The sequence below is a fragment of the Bacillus pretiosus genome, from assembly GCF_052947655.1.
The window spans coordinates 3202967-3221494 of record NZ_CM129593.1 but is presented as its reverse complement, the minus strand read 5'-3'; the positions used below and the strand labels follow the sequence as shown (position 1 = coordinate 3221494).

Here is an 18528-nt window from a genome sequence, read left to right as displayed (position 1 = left end):
AGAAATACCGGCATTCTTCATGGGAAGGATGCCGGTATTTTTATGTGATTTTGTGTCCTTAATTAATCCTCAAAAATAAAAATCTCATCAATCGTACTATGAAGTGCCTTCGCTATATCGTGAGCGAGTTGTAAGGAAGGGTTATATTTTCCTTTTTCGAGATGGCTTATCGTTTCACGACGTACACCAACAGTTTTCGCTAAATCTTCTTGTGTCATGTTCGATTTGGCGCGGTATTCTTTTATTCTCGTTACGAACGCCATGGCGCATCTTCCATTTCATCAACAGGTTTATCATAAAAGAACATAGAGAAGCCGAACGTAAGAATGAGTGTGCTGAAAATAAGAGCGATATCAATCTCTTGTAGCGCCGGGTTTGGAAATAACATTTCAATAAACATAATGATAGCGGTCGTTAGTAATGTAACGATAAATGCATTGCGGCACGATTTATTGACGATTTGTTCAAATAGTTCATCGTGTTGAACCGTTCTATACGTTGTGAAAAAGGAGAAGAAACAAAACATAGTAAACAATCCTTTTTCATAAAAAAAGCCGAGGAAACCGAAGAAACCGAGAAATCCTAAATATTTTATCCAAGTTGTTTTCACGATAGATTCTCCTTTCAGTGTTAGAAATAAATCACGTTATGTTATAAATATATCACATATAAAAATGTATAGTAATAATAGTTTTCCAATTCTTTTCATAATAATAGTAAAAAGAGGAAATATACTGCGAAATAAAGAGGATAATATTGTAAAATGGTTGTAAGGAGGGGGGAGGAAGGAATGTTAACTTGGATCATGATCGTTGTATTACTTGTAGTCATTACTGTAGTGGCGACGGTGTTAATTGGGCGAAATGGTGATGCGAATTATAGTAAAGCGACAAAAGGGAATATTAAACGGCTGACGATGATTTATATTATACTAGCTATCGTTTTAATCGTTGGATTAGGTTTGTATATTTATTTTAAAGGTTAAAAAACTGAAAAATAAAAAAATAGAAGTATGCTATAATGTTAATATAGTTATTTGGTAATTAAGGAAGGGATTGGATGGAATGATTGAAATTACGAATGTGTCAAAAAGTTATAATGGGTCTACCTATGCAGTAAAAGATTTAAGTTTATCTGTGCCTAGCGGAGAAATTTTTGGATTTCTAGGGCCGAATGGTGCGGGTAAATCAACGACAATTAAAATGATTACTGGTATTCATGGGGTGGACAAAGGGACGATTACGATTAACGGTATAGATATTATGAAAAATCCGATGGAAGCGAAGAAGACGTTTGGTTATGTGCCAGATAGCCCAGATATGTTTTTACGTTTAAAGGGAATTGAATATTTAAACTTTATGGCAGATATGTATGAAGTGCCGAAAGAAGTGCGACAAGAACGAATTGAGTTTTTAGCGAAGAAATTTGATCTTTACAATGCGTTATCGGATCAAATTCAAAGTTACTCGCATGGTATGAGACAAAAAATCGTTATTATTGGTGTGCTCGTGCATGAGCCAGATGTATGGATTTTAGATGAACCGTTAACGGGGCTTGATCCGAAATCTGCATATATTTTAAAAGAAATGATGAGAGAACATGCGGATAAAGGAAAGATTGTATTTTTCTCTACACACGTATTAGAAGTAGCGGAAAAAATATGTGACCGCGTTGCGATTATTAATAAGGGAAATCTTCAGTTTAAAGGGAATTTAGATGAAATGAGAGATCATTTTAAATCCAATGAATCACTTGAAAAAATGTTCTTGGAGATGACGGGCAATGAGTAAAATTTGGACGTTAACGAAAGTATTATTGAAATTAAATTATGCAGATTTCATAACAGATAAGAAGAAGCGATGGGCGTATGTATTTTCATTTGCAGCCATTTTATTTGTTGGCTTTTTAATATTTGGTTCGATGACGCACGGAATGTATGAGGGTATGAAACATTTAGGGCAAGACCCAGGAATGATTATCGCAATGGGACTTGCGATTGCGAGTATATGGGTATTTTTAATGAGTATAACGAACATTTTAACTGTATTTTACTACAGTAATGACATTGAAATGTTATTGCCATTACCATTAAAACCAGCACAAATTATTTCGGCAAAATTTTTAACGGTATTACTTACACAATACGTAATGAGTTCATTTATTTTATTACCAATCTTTATTACGTACGGGTTAAAAAGTAGCGCATTTATTACATATTATATATACATGATTTTTATTTACTTACTCTTCCCGATTGTGCCGTTAGTATTAGCTTCATTACTGATGACAGTTATTATGAGGTATACAAATATAGCGAAAAACAAAGATCGAGGCAATATATTTATTGGAATCGTAAGTATACTATTTATTGTAGGAATTAATGTATTTTTACAGTGGAAAAATAAAAGCTCGTTTTCTGAAGATGCGCTTACGAATTATCTTGCGAACAACCAATCTTCTCTTTTAGTACAAATGACAAATTATTTTCCAACTACATATTTTGGAGCAGTGGCGTTAGTAGAAAATGCAAATTGGAAGGGACCTTTATACGTAATAATCTTTGCACTTATTTCATTTGTATTTTTTGTGTTGTTTTATTACATTGCAGAGCGTACATATTTAAAAGGGGTTATTGGACTTTCAACGAGTACAGCAAAAAAAGAGGTCATTTCAGCAGAAGGTTTACAAAAATCAACGGTACAAAGTTCACATTTAAAAGCGTATGTGAAAAAAGAATTTAAAACGTTATTCCGTACACCGCAATTTTTCTTAAATTGTATCGTACAAACTTTCGTTATGCCGATTATGTTATTCTTTGTTTTATTCGTGCAAGATGGGAATTTAAAATGGATTACAGGGTATATTGATAACCCAAAATCAGCAGGATTGGCGATTGGTGTAGGACTTTGTGCATCGTTATTTTTAATGGGAAGTAACGTTATCGCAACAACATCATTTTCACGTGATGGAAGCTCTTGGTTTGTGAATCGTTATTTACCTGTAAAAGCTTCGGATATCTTTTTTGCGAAAGCGATTACTGCTTGGTTAATTAATGTGATTATTTTAGCAGTATTCGGTATTACGATGGCAGTTGTAGCTGGGATTTCTCCTGTATTCATGTTACTGTGGTTTTTACTAAGTGCGAACGGTTTACTGTTAATTAATTTAATTGGTACACGCTGGGATGCACAAACTGCAGATATACATTGGGATACAGAGCAGAAATTATTTAAGAGCCGATATACAACTTTGTGGAACTTTTTAGCTAATATTTTTATAGCTTTAGTTATTGTAGCGGGAGTAAGTCTATTATACTTCTTCCTTCAAGTAGGACTGTGGGTTATGTTTATCGTTTTATTTGTAATGTTTACGATTGTAAATTATATCTTCATTAAAATTTTAAAATTAGGTGCAGAACGCATATTATCAAATATTGAATAAAAAGATAGATCCTCTGTATTCGTGCAGGGGATTTATCCATAGATGGAGGAGAAAAGGTGAAGAAAATAGCAATTGTAACAGGGGCAACTCGTCTGAATGGAATTGGTGCAGCTGTATGCAAGGTGCTTGCTCAAAAAGGGATAGACATTTTTTTCACGTACTGGTCTCAGTATGATAAAGCGATGCCGTGGGGAATGCATGACAAAGAGCCCTTTTTGTTGAAAGAGGAGATTGAAAGTTTAGGTGTTCGATGTGAAATGGCAGAAATCAATTTATCACAGTCGTATTCGCCAAATCGTTTGTTTTATATGGTTTCAGAACGTTTAGGTGATCCATCTATTTTAATTAATAATGCAGCGTATTCTAAACATACGAGAATTGAAGAATTAAATGTAGAACAGCTAGATAAACATTATACAGTAAATGCCCGCGCTACTATGTTATTAAGTTCATTATTTATAAAACATTATGCACTGAAAACGAATGGAAGTATTATTAACCTTACTTCAGGACAGTCACTAGGGCCAATGCCTGATGAACTAGCATACGCAGCAACGAAAGGAGCAATTGAAGCATTTACAAAATCAGTAGCACCAGTTGCGATGGAGAAGGGGATTACAGTGAATGCTGTTGATCCAGGACCGACGAATACAGGATGGATTACAGAGGAGCTGAAGCATCATTTAGTATGGAAGTTCCCACAAGGTAAAGTAGGAGAACCGTCAGATGCAGCACGCTTAATTTCTTTTTTAGTAAGTGAAGAAGCAAAATGGATTACGGGGCAAGTCATTCATTCGAACGGTGGTTACTCATAAATATATTATGTTAACAATTGTTGAGAAACAAAAAAATAAAAGAAAATTTTATTTTTTTGTTTGAATAAAATGTCAAGAAAGATAAAAATTTGATAGGAGAGTATATCGTCATATGAAGATAGTAATTCTTCATTTGACAATATACTCTTTTTCTTTTACTACAGAGAAGAAAAATGAAGTAGAAGAAACTCGAATATTCAAATGGGTTTATCAGTTTTTGTACGTATTATTATGAAGATTACTGTCGGAAAGATGGTGATTCATGTGAAAAGGGATTTTTTAAGGGGAAATCGAATCGTAAAGGGGAGGATAAATAAAGTAAACATAGGGGGATTTATATGAAAATGAAAAAGGTCGCTATCGCATCGATAACAATTGGTACAATGCTTACTATGGCAGCTTGTAGTCCTTCAGCAGATAAAGAGACAGAAAAGAAAGAGCAAGTAACAGCGCAAAATGAAGGAGAATCAAAAACGACAAGTGCAGATGAGACGTCAAAAACAACGAAAGATACTGAAAAAGATACAAATACTTCTTCAAATGAAAAAACAGATAAGGATGCAAAAAATACGAAAGAATCATCAGGAACAGAGAGTAACGGTAAAACGTCATCTCAAAATGAGAATGTGAAAACAAAAGAAAAAGAGACGACAGGAAAAACGAATGACGAAACGACTAGCGGAAAAACAACAGATCAAAGTACAAGTACAAACTCAAACGGAAAAACAACGAAAGATCCGAAGAAAAGCGTAGCTGTGAAAACAAATGTAAAAGAAGTTGCTGCATTAGTTGATAGTTTAGACAAGCAATTAGCTGCAAATCCGAAATTAGAAACAGTAAATAAACTTGGAAAACAAATTAATGAAAAGTGGGATGTAATCGAGAAAGAGTTAGAAGCATCTCACCCAGCTGAATATAAAACAATCGGACAAAGTATGTATCCGTTAATTGTAGGAGCGGAGAAAGAAAAGATAGATATTAATAAAATGAAATCATTAACGACGAAAACGAAAAAAGATTTAACTCAGTTATTAACGAAACTTTCGTAGTTTGAAAAGCCTACTGTGGAAGTAGGCTTTTTTGTGTTGAGAGTGTAAGTAAAGTTTATGGGAAACCTAACGAAAAAGGATGGTGATAAAAATGACAATAGATCGAGTTTGTACAATTGGGCCAGCAAGCCATAATAAAGAAACGTTAGCGCAGTTAATAAACAATGGTATGAAAATAGTGCGCTTGAATTTATCACATGGCACGCATGAAAGTCATAAAGGCATCATTCGTTTAGTCAAATCGTTAGACGATTCTATTAAAATTTTAGGCGATGTACAAGGTCCTAAAATAAGGTTAGGTGAAGTAAAAGGAGAACAAATTACACTTCAGGCGGGAGATTCTTTTATTTTACATACGCAACCAGTTACAGGGAGCAATAGAGAAGCAAATGTTGATTATGAAGGAATCGCGAATGATGTGAAAGTGGGAAGTAGAATTTTAATTAATGATGGCGAAGTTGAGTTAATCGTTGAAAAGATAAGTACGGAAAAAATAGAAACAAAGGTGAAAACAGGTGGTAATATCTCATCTCATAAAGGGGTGAATTTACCAGGGGCAATCGTTAGTTTACCAGCTATTACAGAGAAAGATAAAAAAGACATTCAGTTTCTTCTAGAAGAGGATGTTGATTTTATCGCATGTTCTTTCGTACGGAAACCTAGTCATATAAAAGAAATACGAGATTATATACAACAGTACAAAGAAACGTCACCTAATGTAATTGCCAAAATAGAAACAATGGAAGCGATCGGGAATTTTCAAGATATATGTAAAGAAGCAGACGGAATTATGATTGCAAGGGGTGATTTAGGAGTAGAGTTACCGTATCAATTTATTCCGCTCTTGCAGAAAATGATGATTCAGGAATGTAATCGAACGAATACATATGTTATTACAGCAACACAAATGCTTCAATCTATGGTAGATCATTCTATTCCAACAAGAGCTGAAGTGACTGATGTGTTTCAAGCTGTACTCGACGGAACGAACGCTGTTATGCTTTCTGCCGAAAGTGCGTCAGGCGAGCATCCGATTGAAAGTGTAAAAACATTACGTCTCGTTTCGGAATTCGCTGAGCATGTGAAAAAAGACGGTCCTTTTGTGATGAAAGATGTACTGGAATTGTTGCATAAGTCTTTGGATGAGTGATAAATAAAAAGAGGGCGGATATGCATCCACCCTCGTGTTTTTCATTCTTATTATTCTTGCTCTTGCTCGTCCAAAATTTTATCAAAAGCAGCAGATACTTTATCAAACTCTTCATCATTTTCAATGTATGAAAACTCATTATCTTCTTCTACTTTTAAAAAGAAAATATCAATGTCTTCCTCAGATTCTGTTTGAATGTCTTCTACGAAGGCAACTGCAATATATTCTGCGCCTTCGACATCCATCGCTCCGAGTACTTCTACTTCCTGATCCTCATTATTCTCATCACTGAGAGTAAACACTTCGCCAACTTCAATATCAGACATATCCATTCTCCTCCTGTTCGACTCTAAAAAATAGAGCGCTCAAACTGTATACATACTAACATATCTTTCCATGAAAAATCAATTTCATACATTAGAAAAACAACTGATTCTTCAATAGAATAAGTATTTAGCTAGAAGGAGTTTTATTTGTGAGTGCTATATTACTTAATCCATTCAACAATTGTATCCATAGTTTGTCTTGTTTTATCACGCTTTGGCTCTTCTTTACGGTAACCAAAGGCAACCATAACAGATACTTCAAGATTATCGTCTTTTATAATGCCTTCTTGACGAAGTAAAGAATCTATTTTCTCTTTATCAAATCCTTCTATTGGACAAGAATCAATGCCGATTTGAGCTGCACTCGTCATCATATTACCTAAAGCAATATAAGTTTGCTTAGATGCCCAATCAAATACAGCACGATCGGATTGTAATAAGTTAAAATCTGTTTCCTGGAACTTTTTGAAGAATTCATATCTAATTTTTTGAGTGTCTTCAGGTAATCCAATAATATCGTTCATCATATGTTTAATATACTCTGCATCATAATGCATATCTTTAATATTTCTTGAAAGAACAATGACAAAGTGACTAGCTGTTGCAAGTTGCCCACCAGCGCCCCATGAATACGGTTGTAGTTTTTCTCTTAATTCTTTATTTTGTACGACAATAAATTTCCAAGGTTCATAACCAAAAGAAGAAGGAGATATTCTGCCTGTTTCTAAAATGAAATGAAAATCCTCTTCTGAAATTTTGTGCATAGGATCGAACTCTTTACATGCATGTCTGAAATGGAAAGCCTCCATAATTTTCTCTTTTGTAATTTGTTTTGTATTTGTCATAAAAGTTCCTCTTTTCATTAATTTATTTTTGTAAGTAAATTATATTTTTAAAGTAACATAGATACAAGTACGCACATTAATGTGTTATAGTATCAAAAAAGATACTATTGGTAAGGGAAGGGACTTATGATGGATTGTTCAAACGAAAATAATATAAATTACCCATTTTTAAATAAATATTCTTGTCCAGTGGAAGCTATGGTTGAGGTTATTGGCGGAAAATGGAAAGGGGTTATTTTGTATCATTTATTAGATGGTACAAAGAGATTTAATGAATTAAAAAGATTAAAACCTAATATCACACAAAGAATGTTAACACTGCAGCTGAGAGAACTTGAAGCAGATGGCATTATACATCGTGAAGTATACCGTGAAGTGCCGCCAAAAGTAGAATATTCGTTAACGGAGCTTGGTGAATCACTACGTCCAATGATTCTATTAATGATGGAATGGGCAACTCATAATATGGAGAAAGTTTTGGAGAGTAGAAATACGAAAAATAATAGTTAAGAGTTGTAGAAATAAAAGGTGTTTTCCATATGTGAAGAAACCTTTTATTTTTTACTTTCTTAAATTTTGGTTGTAATTAAAATGCATGTGAATCTATTCTGGGGATGTGCTGTTGATTTTGCTATGAATTAAAAACTTCCTTTTTAGTAGTAGAAGCTGCATCTAATAAAAGGAAAACAGCTGCTATAATATGTAGAACGACGTCTATATAAGGAAAGAAGGCAACTAGAGTAACGATAATACCTATATAATGAGCGTACGTATTCATGCCTGCTTTGTTAGCTAATAAAATAGTAGTAATATGTAAAGCAATCAATAGTAGTAAAGGTATCCTGTCTAGGTTAATAAAACTTGGAGATAAATAATAACAAGGAAGTAATAATAGGTGAGAGATCCCTGTAGTCCACTTTAGTGCTTGTATGTAAGTTTTCAAAGTAAATCCTCCTAAAATAATTAATATCTATATATTACCAAAAATAATAGGTAATTGGATATTAAATACTTGTGATTTTTAGTAGAATATAATTGTTTTATGTTAACTAATGGTTTCGTTATCTATAAAATAGAAAAACCACCCAAACGAGGGTGGTTCGTATTATAAATAACTATTTAAAGAAGAAAGGGGAACCTTCACCTCACTACCTTCCTTCATATTCCGCAGCATAACGGTTTCTGTACTAAGTTCTTCTTCCCCAATAATAAGCACATAAGGGATGTTTTCCTTATTGGCATAATTAAGGGCCCGTTTTAATTTGCGTCCTGCTAGTTCGAGTTCGACTTTTAAGGAAGTTGTAGAACGTAATTGCTGGGCAATTTGTAAACATTGTCATTCTGTCCCGAGTGGGATGATAAATACATCCGCTGTAGATGATATTGTTTCTTTCTGAGATAGTGCTGTGTAAATAACGTCTAAACCGAATGAAATACCGACTGTTGGATAGTTCATATTATCACCACGGAATGCTCCGATAATATTATCGTATCGACCACCGCTACCGATGCTGGATGTAATCGAGCCATCTTTTAAAAAGATTTCATACACGGTACCTGTATACATTGTAAGTCCTCGTGCTAAAAATGGATTGAATATAGCATTTTCATTTATTCCAAGGGCAATTAAGTATTGCTGTAATTGTTGTAGTTTGTTTACTCCATCGGCAACGAGTGGAGTATTGAAAGCGTCTTTAAAGTCAGCAATTGAAAGCTTTAGACAAGATAAAACGGTATTACATATCGTATCAGCCATTTCTTCAGAAATTCCGCGTTCTAATACATCTTTTCGTACACCATCAATCCCAATCTTTTCGATTTTGTCTAATGATAAAATGACGTCACTCGTTCGTTCAGTAGGGATGTTAATGGACTCGAAAATACCATTTAACAATTTTCGGTTATTATATTGGATCGTTACTTCTAAGTTTAGCGTTCGGAACAGTTCAAACGCCATACTCATAAGTTCCGCCTCTGCCATGACTGATTCTACACCGACTATATCAACGTCACATTGAATGAACTCACGAAATCTTCCTTGTTTAATGGGCCCATCTCGAAAGACTTTTCCAATTTCATACCGCTTAAAAGGGAGGCGGATGTTCGGATTCATTGCCACGAATTTTGCGAATGGAATGGTTAAATCGTAGCGTAAGGCAAGGTCACGTTTTCCTTGATCCCTAAGCGTATATATTTCTTTTAAAATTTCATCGCCACCGCCGTACTTGTAAGACATAAGCTCATATATATTTAACGTTGGTGTTTCTAACGGTTTACATCCGTATCGTTCGAACGTGTCTTCACAAGCTCTTTTAATTTTATTTCGCAACACTTGTTCCTCTGGTAAATAGTCTTTCGTTCCTTTTACATTTTTCATTTCCATTATAATCACTCCTTTTTAAATTAAAAAAAGCTATGCAGGTATAAAAATACCCACATAGCTTTATGGACGCTTCGTGGGTCAACAGGAAAAGCCCTGTACCCACGAAGAAAAATTTTTCTTCGGATACACGGCGTTACGTATGATGATGAAGTTGGAAAGAAGTATTTAAATTTCGCATGACAAATCTCTCCTTAACATAAGTTTTTCCAAATTATATCAGATGATTTTTGAATTATCAATATTTTTAGTTTTGAAATATACGTGAAGTTATGTAGAAGAAATGGAAAAGAGTGTATAATAAAACTTAATAATATGAAATAACCTTTTAAGGAGCTCACTATGAAAAAAGATAAAACAAATGCGATGCGAATATTAGATAAAGAAAAAATCGAATATTCGATGATGTCATATGATCCAGACGATGGAAAAATTGATGGCGTATCAGTAGCTGAGAAAATTGGACGAGAAGTGAGAGAAGTATATAAAACGTTAATTGCTCAAGGGAATAGTAAAAATTATCATGTGTTTATCATTCCGGTAGATGAAGAACTGAACTTGAAAGCAGCAGCAAAATCAGTTGGTGAAAAGAAGATTGAAATGATTCCCGTAAAAGATATTACGAAAGTATCAGGATATATTCGCGGTGGTTGTTCACCAGTAGGAATGAAAAAGTTATTTTCTACATGCATTGATGAGAGTGCTCAATCGCTTGAAACAATCATAGTGAGCGGCGGGAAGATTGGTATACAAATTGAGCTGAAAGTGGATGACTTAGCGAAAGTGACGAGAGCGCAGTTTGGTGAAATAATGAAATAATGATACATAGGAAAAGAAGTTCTAGTTTTATTGAGTTTAGATAATAATTTATAGGGTAGCTAGTCCGTTTTGTCTTAGAAAGGTGTAGATTTTTTGAATACGAAATTAATCATAGTAGAAGGGCTTCCTGGCTTTGGGAAATCCACCACTGCAAGCTTGCTTTACGATATTCTAATTGAAAAAAGTATTGACGCTGAGTTATTTCTTGAAGGGAATCCGGACCACCCTGCGGATTATGATGGGGTATCTTGTTTTGATAAAAGTGAATTCGAAAGTTTGTTAGTGAATAGTGGTAATTTTAAGGAAGTAATTAGTGATAGAGTCACGGAGCGAGAAAACAATTATTTATTGCCATATAAAAAAATTAAAAATGAATACAGCTCTAATTTTCCTGAAAATTTATTAAATACCATTTTCAAAAATGATATATATGAATTACCGCTAGAGAGGAATATTGAATTAATAACTGAAAAATGGAGGGATTTTGTTGAAATAGCCAACAACGAAAATAAAATTTATATTTTTGAATGTTGCTTCATACAAAATCCATTAACAATCGGGATGGTTAAATATGGTGAAAAAAAAGAGAAAGTTATAAGTTATATTAATGCATTAGCGAAAATCATAGAAAAATTAGATCCAGTATTGTTATATATAGAACAAGATGATTTGGAATTCTCATTCAGAAAGGTATTTAATGAAAGAGCAAAAGAATGGTCTGCTGGATTTATTGAGTATTATACAAATCAAGGGTATGGGAAAATGAAAGGCTATCACGGTTTAGACGGAACAATTAAAGTTTTAGAAGCAAGAAGAGATATTGAAAGAGAAATATTTGATATGTTAAATATAAAAAAGACAAAAATTGATAATTCACAGTATGAAGCTATCAAATATAAGTCAATGATAATTGGAAAATTGAAATCACTTGAATTTCTAGATTAATGTAGTGCTTTAAGTGAGCAAGAAACTAAGGGTTTTTAACTTCAGCTTTCGAAAATTATACAAATAATCTGTTCACTGGATTCTCATAGAAAACTGTAGTGAGATGAAATATTTGATGTTGAAGCATGTCAAAATCTTAACTAGATGGTTAGTATCGGTACCCACAATAAAAAGGCAGGAACATATCAAATATGTTCCTGCCTTTCATTTTAGAGAGATGTTTCCTAGCAGTTGATTTTGTTAACGAAAGTCGACTTTAAATCCATATTTTGTATAGAATAAAGTACATATAATAAAAGTATGAGGTGATACAGTGAGAGAGATTCATATTCATAAAATAATTGCGGATAAGAGAAAAGAAACGGGAATTACGCAGGAAGAGTTAGCAGCGTATATCGGTATTACGAAGGCGTCTGTTTCCAAATGGGAGACAGGGCAGAGTTATCCGGATATTACATTTTTACCACTGTTAGCATCGTACTTTAATATAAGTATAGATGAACTAATCTGTTATACACCACAAATGGAACAGGGAGATATTAGGGATTTATATCATAGACTAGCGGAAGCTTTTAGTGAAGAACCGTTTGATGAAGTAATGATGGAGTGCAGGGGAATAATTAAAAAATATTATTCTTGTTTTCCATTATTACTTCAAATGGGACTACTTTTTATTAACCACCATATGTTAACAAAGGATACGGATAAAAGAATTGGAATTTTAGAAGAGGCAATGTCTCTTTTTAGCAGGGTGCAGGAAGAGAGTGATGATGTTTCTCTTGTGAAAGAGGCGGTATCGTTTCAAGCAACTTGCTATCTTATATTCAATAGACCAAATGAGGTGCTTCAATTACTTGGTGAAACGATACGTCCTAATTTTCCAGAAGAGGATTTAATCGCACAAGCGTATCAAATGCTTGGAAATGCTGAAAAGGCGAATGAAATGATGCAAATTAGTATGTACCAACATTTAATACACCTCGTTGCGACGATACCGAATTATGTAGTAGTAAATGCTTCAAACACTGAAAAGGTAGAGGTAATTTTAAATAGAGCTTTCCTGTTAATAGATATATATGAAATAGAAACATTACATCCCAATATGACTTTAAAAGTATACTATGCTGCTGCACAAGTATATTGTATGCAAGGGAATTTTGAAAGAGCATTAGAAATGTTACGGAAATATGCAGCGGTTTGTGCGTCTAGCTTTACAATAAATAGTCTGCATTTACACGGCGATTCATATTTTGATGCGATTGATGGATGGTTTGCAGAATTTCCGCTTGGCGCTAAAACGGTTAGAAATGAGGATATTATAAAGCGAAGCATGCTACAAGGTATTGCAGAGAACCCCATTTTCGCATCGATGAAAGATGTAAAAGAGTACAAAAATATAATAGCGAGTTTGAAATTTAAATTGGATATAACAGATTAGAGGGAGGACAAATATGATGACCTTTGACGAATATGAAGTAGCGATAAATAGTGAATTTACTTTGCAAGGTACGATTACTAAACCGAAAGCTGACGGGAAGTATGCTGCTGTTGTCATTATCGCTGGTTCTGGAGAAGTTGATCGTGATGGAATGATTGTACCGTTAAAGCTTGCGTCGAATATTTACAAAGATTTAGCACATGTAATAGCGAGACTTGGAGTAGTAACGCTCCGCTTTGATAAGCGCGGGGTAGGAAAGAGTGAAGGGGAATTTCAGAAGACTGGAATGTGGGATTTAGTTAATGACATAGAGGCTATGATTACGTATGTAAAAGAACAGCCATTTGTTGATTCGGAAAATATCATTTTAGTTGGTCATAGTGAAGGGTGTATGTTAGCAAGTGTAATAAACGCAAGAACACCAGTTAATGGACTCATACTTCTTACAGGAGCTGCGGAATCATTAGAAGAAGCTACGAAAAGACAAAGAGAAATTGCTTATAAAGAATTAAAAGAACAAAAGGGAATAAAGGGAAAACTAATGCGCCTTCTCAATGTGGAGAAACGTGGAGAGAAGCAGATGGGAAAAATAAAAGAGAAAATGATGAATACAGAAAAAGATACAATTAAAGTTGGTTTTAAACCGATGAACGCAAAATGGTATAGAGAGCATTTTCAGCATGATATTTATAAAGATTTACAACAAGTAACATGTCCAGTACTAGCAATTGCTGGTGATAAAGATTTTCAGGCGAATCCTGAAAAAGCGAAGAGAATTGGTGATTATGTACAAGGTGATTCTGAAGTATACGTAATAAAAAATATGGATCATACCTTAAAGTATTTTGAAGGAGATTTTAAAGCGTTACAATTTAAAAAGATTTATACGGAAAGTGCAGATAAGCCGCTTCATCCAGAGTTGGAAGGAATAATTGTAAATTGGATGGATGCGCGTTTTATCTCGCATAAGATCCCTGCATCAACATTAAGTGAATATGAGGGAGATGGAAAGGAGAGTAACTGTCTGTAAAAGACGGATTGGTTTAGATTAATAATAGGTATAAGTTCTTTAGTAGTTTCAAGCATATCTCCCTGACCGTACATTCTATAGTAAGATAATAAGCTTTTGTTATTAGATTGCTATAGTAAATCCTCTTAATCAATTCAATATACTACTAAATTCTGTATAGGGGTGTTTATATAAGGTTCGAAGTATAAATTCATATTCCGCTTCAAAACTTTTATCTAAATCAATATAGGTGTAGGCTCAAAGTAAAGTTAGAACAATTATATAACCCCCTATAAATAATCCAGGCTATTTAATATTAGGAGGAAGCCAACTATACACATAATCCATGACAGAGCTGATCCTGAATGATTAGCGATTTTCATTCGAAGCCTCTCGAGAGATTTTTGCATCCATCGACCAAATAGGAGATAGAGGAGAAACAGCAAGAGAGAGGGCAATACCATGATAAAGTTGTATCCAGCTAAAATAGAAGACCATTCTATCCATGATAGATTAGAAGTAGTTAATATGCCGATTGCTGCAAAATAAGGGAATGCAGTTCCCACTTCAATTAATGTAGTAGTGAATCCGAGCGCAATTATTGAAAGAATGCTATTTGATTTTGGTGAAGGGAGCTTTGAACTTTTCTTTGGTGGAATATAAAAGCTTGCGATGAATAATAGGGCTCCAATAATAAAGAACGTCCAGCTTACGATTTGGTTTTGAAATACGCCAGAAATAATCTCAAACAAAAAATCTAATCCTAGCATGAGTGAAACTCCAACAACAAAATAACATCCAGCTACCGTCAATAAATAAACGAATAAACGTTTCGTGAGACGCTCTTTATCTGTTAAAAGTAGATATATTGTTACTCCTATTGTAGTAGGGCTTAGCGTGTCCAATATAGCTAATCCGCCTATTAGGAGAAGGTGTTCTGTACCCATCGTGCTTTCCCCCTTATTTCGGCTCAGGATTATTTTTTTCAGTCATAAAAATGGCATATGCCTCGTTCATAAACTGAAGCACATCTTGATCAATTGGATATAAACTAAGTTTCTCTGATTGTTTGGGAGACATCCTTATCTCCCAAAGCTTATTTAGAAATTCATCCTCACCTTCAAATTCTTCTAAGCGTTTTTCCTCCATTCTTCTTATGATATTTTGAACTTTTGTTGCTTTTGGACCGTCCTTCATATAACGCTTTAACTGGCCGATGAGAGCAATCCATTCAAGTGAATCAGAACAGTCACTTGCCATTTTGGGAACCTTTTCCAATAGTTTTATTTCTTTTTCTTTAAATACAGATTCGCGATAATACTGTTGTATATCTTTATCTTTGCTGGATAATTGCATAATCTTCTGAATCGCAATCCAGCTTTCTTCTCCTTCTATCGCAATTCCATTTATCAATTCCCGTAAGGATAATTCTATTTTCTTTAAATGTTCCTGCTCTTTTATGACATAAGATAATTGACTCTGTAAACTATCCGACCAATTCCACTCATTGAAGTCGAGCATATTTTTAATCTCTTGTAACGGAAATCCAACCTTTTTTAAAAATTGAACTTGCTGTAATTTTTTTATTTCTTCATTTGTATATAAACGATGGCCACCCTCTGTTTTGGATGCTGGTTTTAATAATCCGATTTTATCGTAATAACGCAGTGTCCTTACTGTAACGCCTGTCAGTTCTCCAACTTTATTAATGTGTATCAACGGATAAACCTACCTTTCTGTACGTTAAGATTTTATCGTTAACGATTATTTTCTTCAAACCACATCTATTTTTCTTTACTAAAAATGTTTTTAAGTAAGTATCCTGCTCCTAGCCCAATTAGTACACCAGGAAAGGCATGATCCAATGTCATTCCGATCCCTGCACCTATAATGACGCATCCATAAATAATAATATCGCCTTGCTTCATCTAAAAACCTCCTATTTTTTTAATTTCTTTTATGAAATTGCTAAATAGTAGCTACTTAACAGTATATAAAATGACCCAACGTCAACTTCAAGTGTTTTTGATTTTTATTAATAAATTTATATAACTCTTTAACAGAAGGCTTAGTTTCGAAATGTTTTTATGGACTTATCGTTCCGAAAAATTTATACTAAATTATATAATAGGGGGTGTTGTTAAATGGGTAGAAAGATTAGTTTTAACAAAGAACATGCTTTAAATAAAGCGATGCATTTATTTTGGGAGAAAGGTTATGATGCTACGTATATTTCAGAGCTTATTGAGACAATGGGTATAAGTCGCTCTACTCTGTACGATAGTTTTGGAGATAAGGATGCACTATTTAAACTAGTTTTGGAACATTATAAAAATTATGGCTCTCAAAAGAGAAATTTACTTTTTAGTGGTATAAACACAAAAGCATCACTTCAATCCTTTTTTTATCAACATATTGAAAAATGTTATTCAGATGAAATTCCAAAAGGTTGTATTATAACAAATTCTTCACTGCTTATTGGACAAATTGATCCTTCCATAGAAGAGATACTCATAAATGATTTTAATGAACTTGAAAAAGTATTTAAGCAAGTTATCGAAGAAGGAAAAAAGAAAGGCGAAATTTCACAAGAGGCTGATACTGAATTAGTTGCATATTCTTTATTAAGTTTAAACCACAGCTTGAATATAATGTCCAAATATAAAAAAGAAAAAAATTTAGCCTATCGCCTAGTGGATAAGACTATTGCAGACCTATAGTCTTTCTTTTTTTAATGATTTAGGAATGAACGTTCCAAAAAAAGAAAGGAATGGTAAAGTTGAATAACAAGACAAATTTTCTAATATTTATTTTAGCGATTAGTTGTGGCTCACTTGCTGCAAATATTTATTATGCGCAACCAATTGTACAATTCATTGCAAAGGACTTGAATATCTCCTCTGATTTATCTGGATTGCTCACTACTTTTACGCAAATTGGTTATGGATTGGGATTGTTTTTTATCGTACCAATGGCAGATTTATTTAAAAGTAAGAAAATAATAGGGGGTCTTATCGGGCTTACTATTCTTTCATTAATTGGTGCGTTAATTTCGACACATGGAATTGTTTTTTTACTATTAACAACTATAATTGGCATTGGAGCCTGTGCTGCTCAAATGTTAGTTCCGCTAACAATGAGGATTGTGCCTATTGAAGAGACGGGGAAATATGTCGGTAAAGTAATGAGTGGTTTATTGATTGGGATTATGATTGCTCGCCCATTATCGATCGGAATAGCTGAATGGTTTGGCTGGAGAATGGTATTTCTTTTTTCATTAATAGTCTTAGTTGCTGTCTTACTGTTAATTATAAAATTTTTACCCAACTATGAAGTGGTATCGACTAGTAACATGTTATATCCAAATTTAATAGCTTCTATGGTAAAACTACTCATACATACTTCTCCGTTACAACAACGAGCTTTTTATCATGCATGCTTATTCGCAACATTTAGCCTTTATTGGACAGTTATTCCCATTTTATTAAGGTCGGAGCCATTACATTTCTCAAATAATGAAATTGCATTGTTTGGATTTGTTGCAATAGCTGGAGCTGTATTAACTCCTACTATTGGTAAAATAGCAGATAAAGGTTATATGTTTACAATGACTAATCTATCAATGGTGCTCGTACTATTATCTGTTGTACTACTATTTTTTGTTCAAGATCATTCACTGTTTAGTGTGATTTTAATACTTATTTCAGGCATTAGCATCGATATTGGTGTAGCAGGAAATTTATTATTAGGTCAAAAAGTTATCTTTAGTTTGAATCCCGAGATAAGAAACAGACTGAATGGATTATATATGACCATCTTCTTTTTGGGGGGAGCCTTTGGTTCATGGGTTGGAAGTTATACGTACTATAAATTTAATAGTGAAGTAACTTTACTCATTGGAGCAGCTTTTCCTTTAATCGCCTTAGTTGTTCATTTCATAAAGAATAATACAAAAAAATTATCGAAAACCAAAAGTGAGTTCATATCATGACTATAGTTTAGTGTTTTTGATTGTAAGTTTTTTTGTGGTATTATCCACTGAAAAATGAATAACATCATCTTTTTTTGTGTAAAAACGAACATTTTAATTATTTTTAGTTAAAATGTTCATATTTAGATTACATGCACACTAAAAGTTTGATATATTACCAATATAATAATTTTACACATCATCACTCGTATATACTCGGTAATATGGTCCGAGCGTTTCTACCTAGTTCCCAATGAAAGAACTGGACTACGGGTTAAAGTATTCGGCCGTGCTATGTAATGTACGCTACCGATTTATAATTTTGCATGTGCTTAATTAAC

The 18528-nt window shown here is 33.7% G+C and carries 21 protein-coding genes, 1 pseudogene and 1 riboswitch; of the genes and pseudogenes, 13 read left to right on the top strand and 9 right to left on the bottom strand.

Annotation, left to right across the window (positions count from 1 at the left end; translation table 11 throughout):
- Nucleotides 1–62: 62 nt before the first annotated feature.
- Together ACU8YW_RS16485 and ACU8YW_RS16480 are read right to left on the bottom strand one after the other, a co-directional pair.
- Nucleotides 63–263 (bottom strand): helix-turn-helix transcriptional regulator, encoded by a 201-nt coding sequence (locus tag ACU8YW_RS16485; RefSeq protein WP_087984149.1) that lies wholly within the window; start codon nt 261–263, stop codon nt 63–65.
- Entirely contained in the window at nt 251–610 is a 360-nt protein-coding gene (locus ACU8YW_RS16480; protein WP_033656368.1) for a DUF2178 domain-containing protein, read from the bottom strand. The genes ACU8YW_RS16485 and ACU8YW_RS16480 overlap by 13 nt, the downstream gene beginning before the upstream one ends.
- A 180-nt stretch (nt 611–790) precedes the next feature.
- On the opposite strand from ACU8YW_RS16480, the gene ACU8YW_RS16475 reads away from it, so the two are divergent.
- The 6 genes from ACU8YW_RS16475 to ACU8YW_RS16450 all read left to right on the top strand — a co-directional run bounded on the left by ACU8YW_RS16475 (nt 791) and on the right by ACU8YW_RS16450 (nt 6455).
- Nucleotides 791–985 (top strand): hypothetical protein, encoded by a 195-nt coding sequence (locus ACU8YW_RS16475; protein WP_088064046.1) that lies wholly within the window; start codon nt 791–793, stop codon nt 983–985.
- A 79-nt stretch (nt 986–1064) separates the two neighbouring features.
- Nucleotides 1065–1790 carry an ABC transporter ATP-binding protein gene (locus tag ACU8YW_RS16470; protein ID WP_088064045.1) on the top strand — a complete coding sequence of 242 codons (726 nt, stop codon included), beginning with the start codon at nt 1065–1067 and terminating at the stop codon, nt 1788–1790.
- On the top strand, nt 1783–3441 hold the full coding sequence (locus ACU8YW_RS16465) for a putative ABC transporter permease subunit (protein WP_426934017.1): 1659 nt from the start codon (nt 1783–1785) through the stop codon (nt 3439–3441). Before ACU8YW_RS16470 ends, ACU8YW_RS16465 begins: the two co-directional genes overlap by 8 nt.
- 56 nt (nt 3442–3497) lie before the next feature.
- On the top strand, nt 3498–4256 hold the full coding sequence (locus ACU8YW_RS16460) for an SDR family oxidoreductase (protein ID WP_088064043.1): 759 nt from the start codon (nt 3498–3500) through the stop codon (nt 4254–4256).
- A 338-nt stretch (nt 4257–4594) separates the two neighbouring features.
- Entirely contained in the window at nt 4595–5305 is a 711-nt protein-coding gene (locus ACU8YW_RS16455; RefSeq protein WP_087984155.1) for a hypothetical protein, read from the top strand.
- 79 nt (nt 5306–5384) lie between these two features.
- Entirely contained in the window at nt 5385–6455 is a 1071-nt protein-coding gene (locus ACU8YW_RS16450; protein ID WP_088064042.1) for a pyruvate kinase, read from the top strand.
- Nucleotides 6456–6505: 50 nt separating this feature from the next.
- On the opposite strand, the gene ACU8YW_RS16445 is transcribed toward ACU8YW_RS16450, so the two are convergent.
- Nucleotides 6506–6787: a DUF1292 domain-containing protein gene (locus ACU8YW_RS16445; RefSeq protein ID WP_002008111.1), complete on the bottom strand. Its 282-nt coding sequence runs from the start codon at nt 6785–6787 to the stop codon at nt 6506–6508.
- A gap of 155 nt (nt 6788–6942) precedes the next feature.
- Nucleotides 6943–7626 carry an NAD(P)H-dependent oxidoreductase gene (locus ACU8YW_RS16440; protein ID WP_088064041.1) on the bottom strand — a complete coding sequence of 228 codons (684 nt, stop codon included), beginning with the start codon at nt 7624–7626 and terminating at the stop codon, nt 6943–6945.
- Nucleotides 7627–7755: 129 nt separating this feature from the next.
- On the opposite strand from ACU8YW_RS16440, the gene ACU8YW_RS16435 reads away from it, so the two are divergent.
- Nucleotides 7756–8136: a winged helix-turn-helix transcriptional regulator gene (locus ACU8YW_RS16435; protein ID WP_000340656.1), complete on the top strand. Its 381-nt coding sequence runs from the start codon at nt 7756–7758 to the stop codon at nt 8134–8136.
- Between the two features lie 121 nt (nt 8137–8257).
- On the opposite strand, the gene ACU8YW_RS16430 is transcribed toward ACU8YW_RS16435, so the two are convergent.
- The gene (locus tag ACU8YW_RS16430; RefSeq protein WP_426934016.1) at nt 8258–8569 is read right to left on the bottom strand and encodes a hypothetical protein; all 312 of its coding nucleotides are present in this window, start codon (nt 8567–8569) and stop codon (nt 8258–8260) included.
- A 162-nt stretch (nt 8570–8731) separates the two neighbouring features.
- Nucleotides 8732–10009, bottom strand: a pseudogene (locus ACU8YW_RS16425) (histidine--tRNA ligase).
- Between the two features lie 339 nt (nt 10010–10348).
- Here ACU8YW_RS16425 and ybaK point away from each other — a divergent pair.
- The 4 genes from ybaK to ACU8YW_RS16405 all read left to right on the top strand — a co-directional run bounded on the left by ybaK (nt 10349) and on the right by ACU8YW_RS16405 (nt 14238).
- Nucleotides 10349–10825, top strand: coding sequence for a Cys-tRNA(Pro) deacylase (gene ybaK, locus ACU8YW_RS16420; RefSeq protein ID WP_088064038.1), 477 nt, complete (start codon nt 10349–10351; stop codon nt 10823–10825).
- Nucleotides 10826–10918: 93 nt separating this feature from the next.
- Nucleotides 10919–11770, top strand: coding sequence for a P-loop NTPase family protein (locus ACU8YW_RS16415; protein WP_088064037.1), 852 nt, complete (start codon nt 10919–10921; stop codon nt 11768–11770).
- 313 nt (nt 11771–12083) lie between these two features.
- Nucleotides 12084–13208: a helix-turn-helix domain-containing protein gene (locus ACU8YW_RS16410; protein WP_088064036.1), complete on the top strand. Its 1125-nt coding sequence runs from the start codon at nt 12084–12086 to the stop codon at nt 13206–13208.
- A gap of 13 nt (nt 13209–13221) precedes the next feature.
- Complete coding sequence (locus ACU8YW_RS16405; protein ID WP_142291781.1) at nt 13222–14238, top strand: alpha/beta hydrolase family protein; 1017 nt, start codon at nt 13222–13224, stop codon at nt 14236–14238.
- 269 nt (nt 14239–14507) lie between these two features.
- Here the strand turns inward: ACU8YW_RS16405 and ACU8YW_RS16400 are convergent, their stop codons facing one another.
- From ACU8YW_RS16400 to ACU8YW_RS16390, 3 genes are all read right to left on the bottom strand, one after another.
- Complete coding sequence (locus ACU8YW_RS16400) at nt 14508–15164, bottom strand: GAP family protein (protein ID WP_088064035.1); 657 nt, start codon at nt 15162–15164, stop codon at nt 14508–14510.
- A 13-nt stretch (nt 15165–15177) separates the two neighbouring features.
- Nucleotides 15178–15936, bottom strand: a complete 759-nt coding sequence (locus tag ACU8YW_RS16395; protein ID WP_088609515.1) for a MerR family transcriptional regulator — start codon at nt 15934–15936, stop codon at nt 15178–15180.
- Nucleotides 15937–16001: 65 nt separating this feature from the next.
- The gene (locus ACU8YW_RS16390) at nt 16002–16145 is read right to left on the bottom strand and encodes a hypothetical protein (protein ID WP_179196846.1); all 144 of its coding nucleotides are present in this window, start codon (nt 16143–16145) and stop codon (nt 16002–16004) included.
- 216 nt (nt 16146–16361) lie between these two features.
- Here ACU8YW_RS16390 and ACU8YW_RS16385 point away from each other — a divergent pair, with 216 nt between their 5' ends.
- Together ACU8YW_RS16385 and ACU8YW_RS16380 are read left to right on the top strand one after the other, a co-directional pair.
- A complete protein-coding gene (locus ACU8YW_RS16385) occupies nt 16362–16937 on the top strand; it encodes a TetR/AcrR family transcriptional regulator (RefSeq protein ID WP_088064033.1) in 576 nt (191 codons plus the stop codon).
- Nucleotides 16938–16987: 50 nt separating this feature from the next.
- The gene (locus ACU8YW_RS16380; RefSeq protein ID WP_088064032.1) at nt 16988–18208 is read left to right on the top strand and encodes an MFS transporter; all 1221 of its coding nucleotides are present in this window, start codon (nt 16988–16990) and stop codon (nt 18206–18208) included.
- Nucleotides 18209–18373: 165 nt separating this feature from the next.
- A riboswitch (purine riboswitch) is annotated at nt 18374–18477 on the top strand.
- Nucleotides 18478–18528: the final 51 nt, after the last annotated feature.

What these genes read in the sequence shown, in the direction of transcription:
- ACU8YW_RS16400 (WP_088064035.1), bottom strand. Translation starts at nt 15,164, where the DNA reads ATGGGTACAGAACACCTTCTCCTAATAGGCGGATTAGCTATATTGGAC.
- ACU8YW_RS16445 (WP_002008111.1), bottom strand. Translation starts at nt 6,787, where the DNA reads ATGGATATGTCTGATATTGAAGTTGGCGAAGTGTTTACTCTCAGTGAT.
- ACU8YW_RS16465 (WP_426934017.1), top strand. Translation starts at nt 1,783, where the DNA reads ATGAGTAAAATTTGGACGTTAACGAAAGTATTATTGAAATTAAATTAT.
- ybaK (WP_088064038.1), top strand. Translation starts at nt 10,349, where the DNA reads ATGAAAAAAGATAAAACAAATGCGATGCGAATATTAGATAAAGAAAAA.
- ACU8YW_RS16390 (WP_179196846.1), bottom strand. Translation starts at nt 16,145, where the DNA reads ATGAAGCAAGGCGATATTATTATTTATGGATGCGTCATTATAGGTGCA.
- ACU8YW_RS16485 (WP_087984149.1), bottom strand. Translation starts at nt 263, where the DNA reads ATGGCGTTCGTAACGAGAATAAAAGAATACCGCGCCAAATCGAACATG.
- ACU8YW_RS16385 (WP_088064033.1), top strand. Translation starts at nt 16,362, where the DNA reads ATGGGTAGAAAGATTAGTTTTAACAAAGAACATGCTTTAAATAAAGCG.
- ACU8YW_RS16405 (WP_142291781.1), top strand. Translation starts at nt 13,222, where the DNA reads ATGATGACCTTTGACGAATATGAAGTAGCGATAAATAGTGAATTTACT.
- ACU8YW_RS16475 (WP_088064046.1), top strand. Translation starts at nt 791, where the DNA reads ATGTTAACTTGGATCATGATCGTTGTATTACTTGTAGTCATTACTGTA.
- ACU8YW_RS16470 (WP_088064045.1), top strand. Translation starts at nt 1,065, where the DNA reads ATGATTGAAATTACGAATGTGTCAAAAAGTTATAATGGGTCTACCTAT.
- ACU8YW_RS16450 (WP_088064042.1), top strand. Translation starts at nt 5,385, where the DNA reads ATGGTGATAAAAATGACAATAGATCGAGTTTGTACAATTGGGCCAGCA.
- ACU8YW_RS16455 (WP_087984155.1), top strand. Translation starts at nt 4,595, where the DNA reads ATGAAAATGAAAAAGGTCGCTATCGCATCGATAACAATTGGTACAATG.
- ACU8YW_RS16380 (WP_088064032.1), top strand. Translation starts at nt 16,988, where the DNA reads ATGGTAAAGTTGAATAACAAGACAAATTTTCTAATATTTATTTTAGCG.
- ACU8YW_RS16440 (WP_088064041.1), bottom strand. Translation starts at nt 7,626, where the DNA reads ATGACAAATACAAAACAAATTACAAAAGAGAAAATTATGGAGGCTTTC.
- ACU8YW_RS16435 (WP_000340656.1), top strand. Translation starts at nt 7,756, where the DNA reads ATGGATTGTTCAAACGAAAATAATATAAATTACCCATTTTTAAATAAA.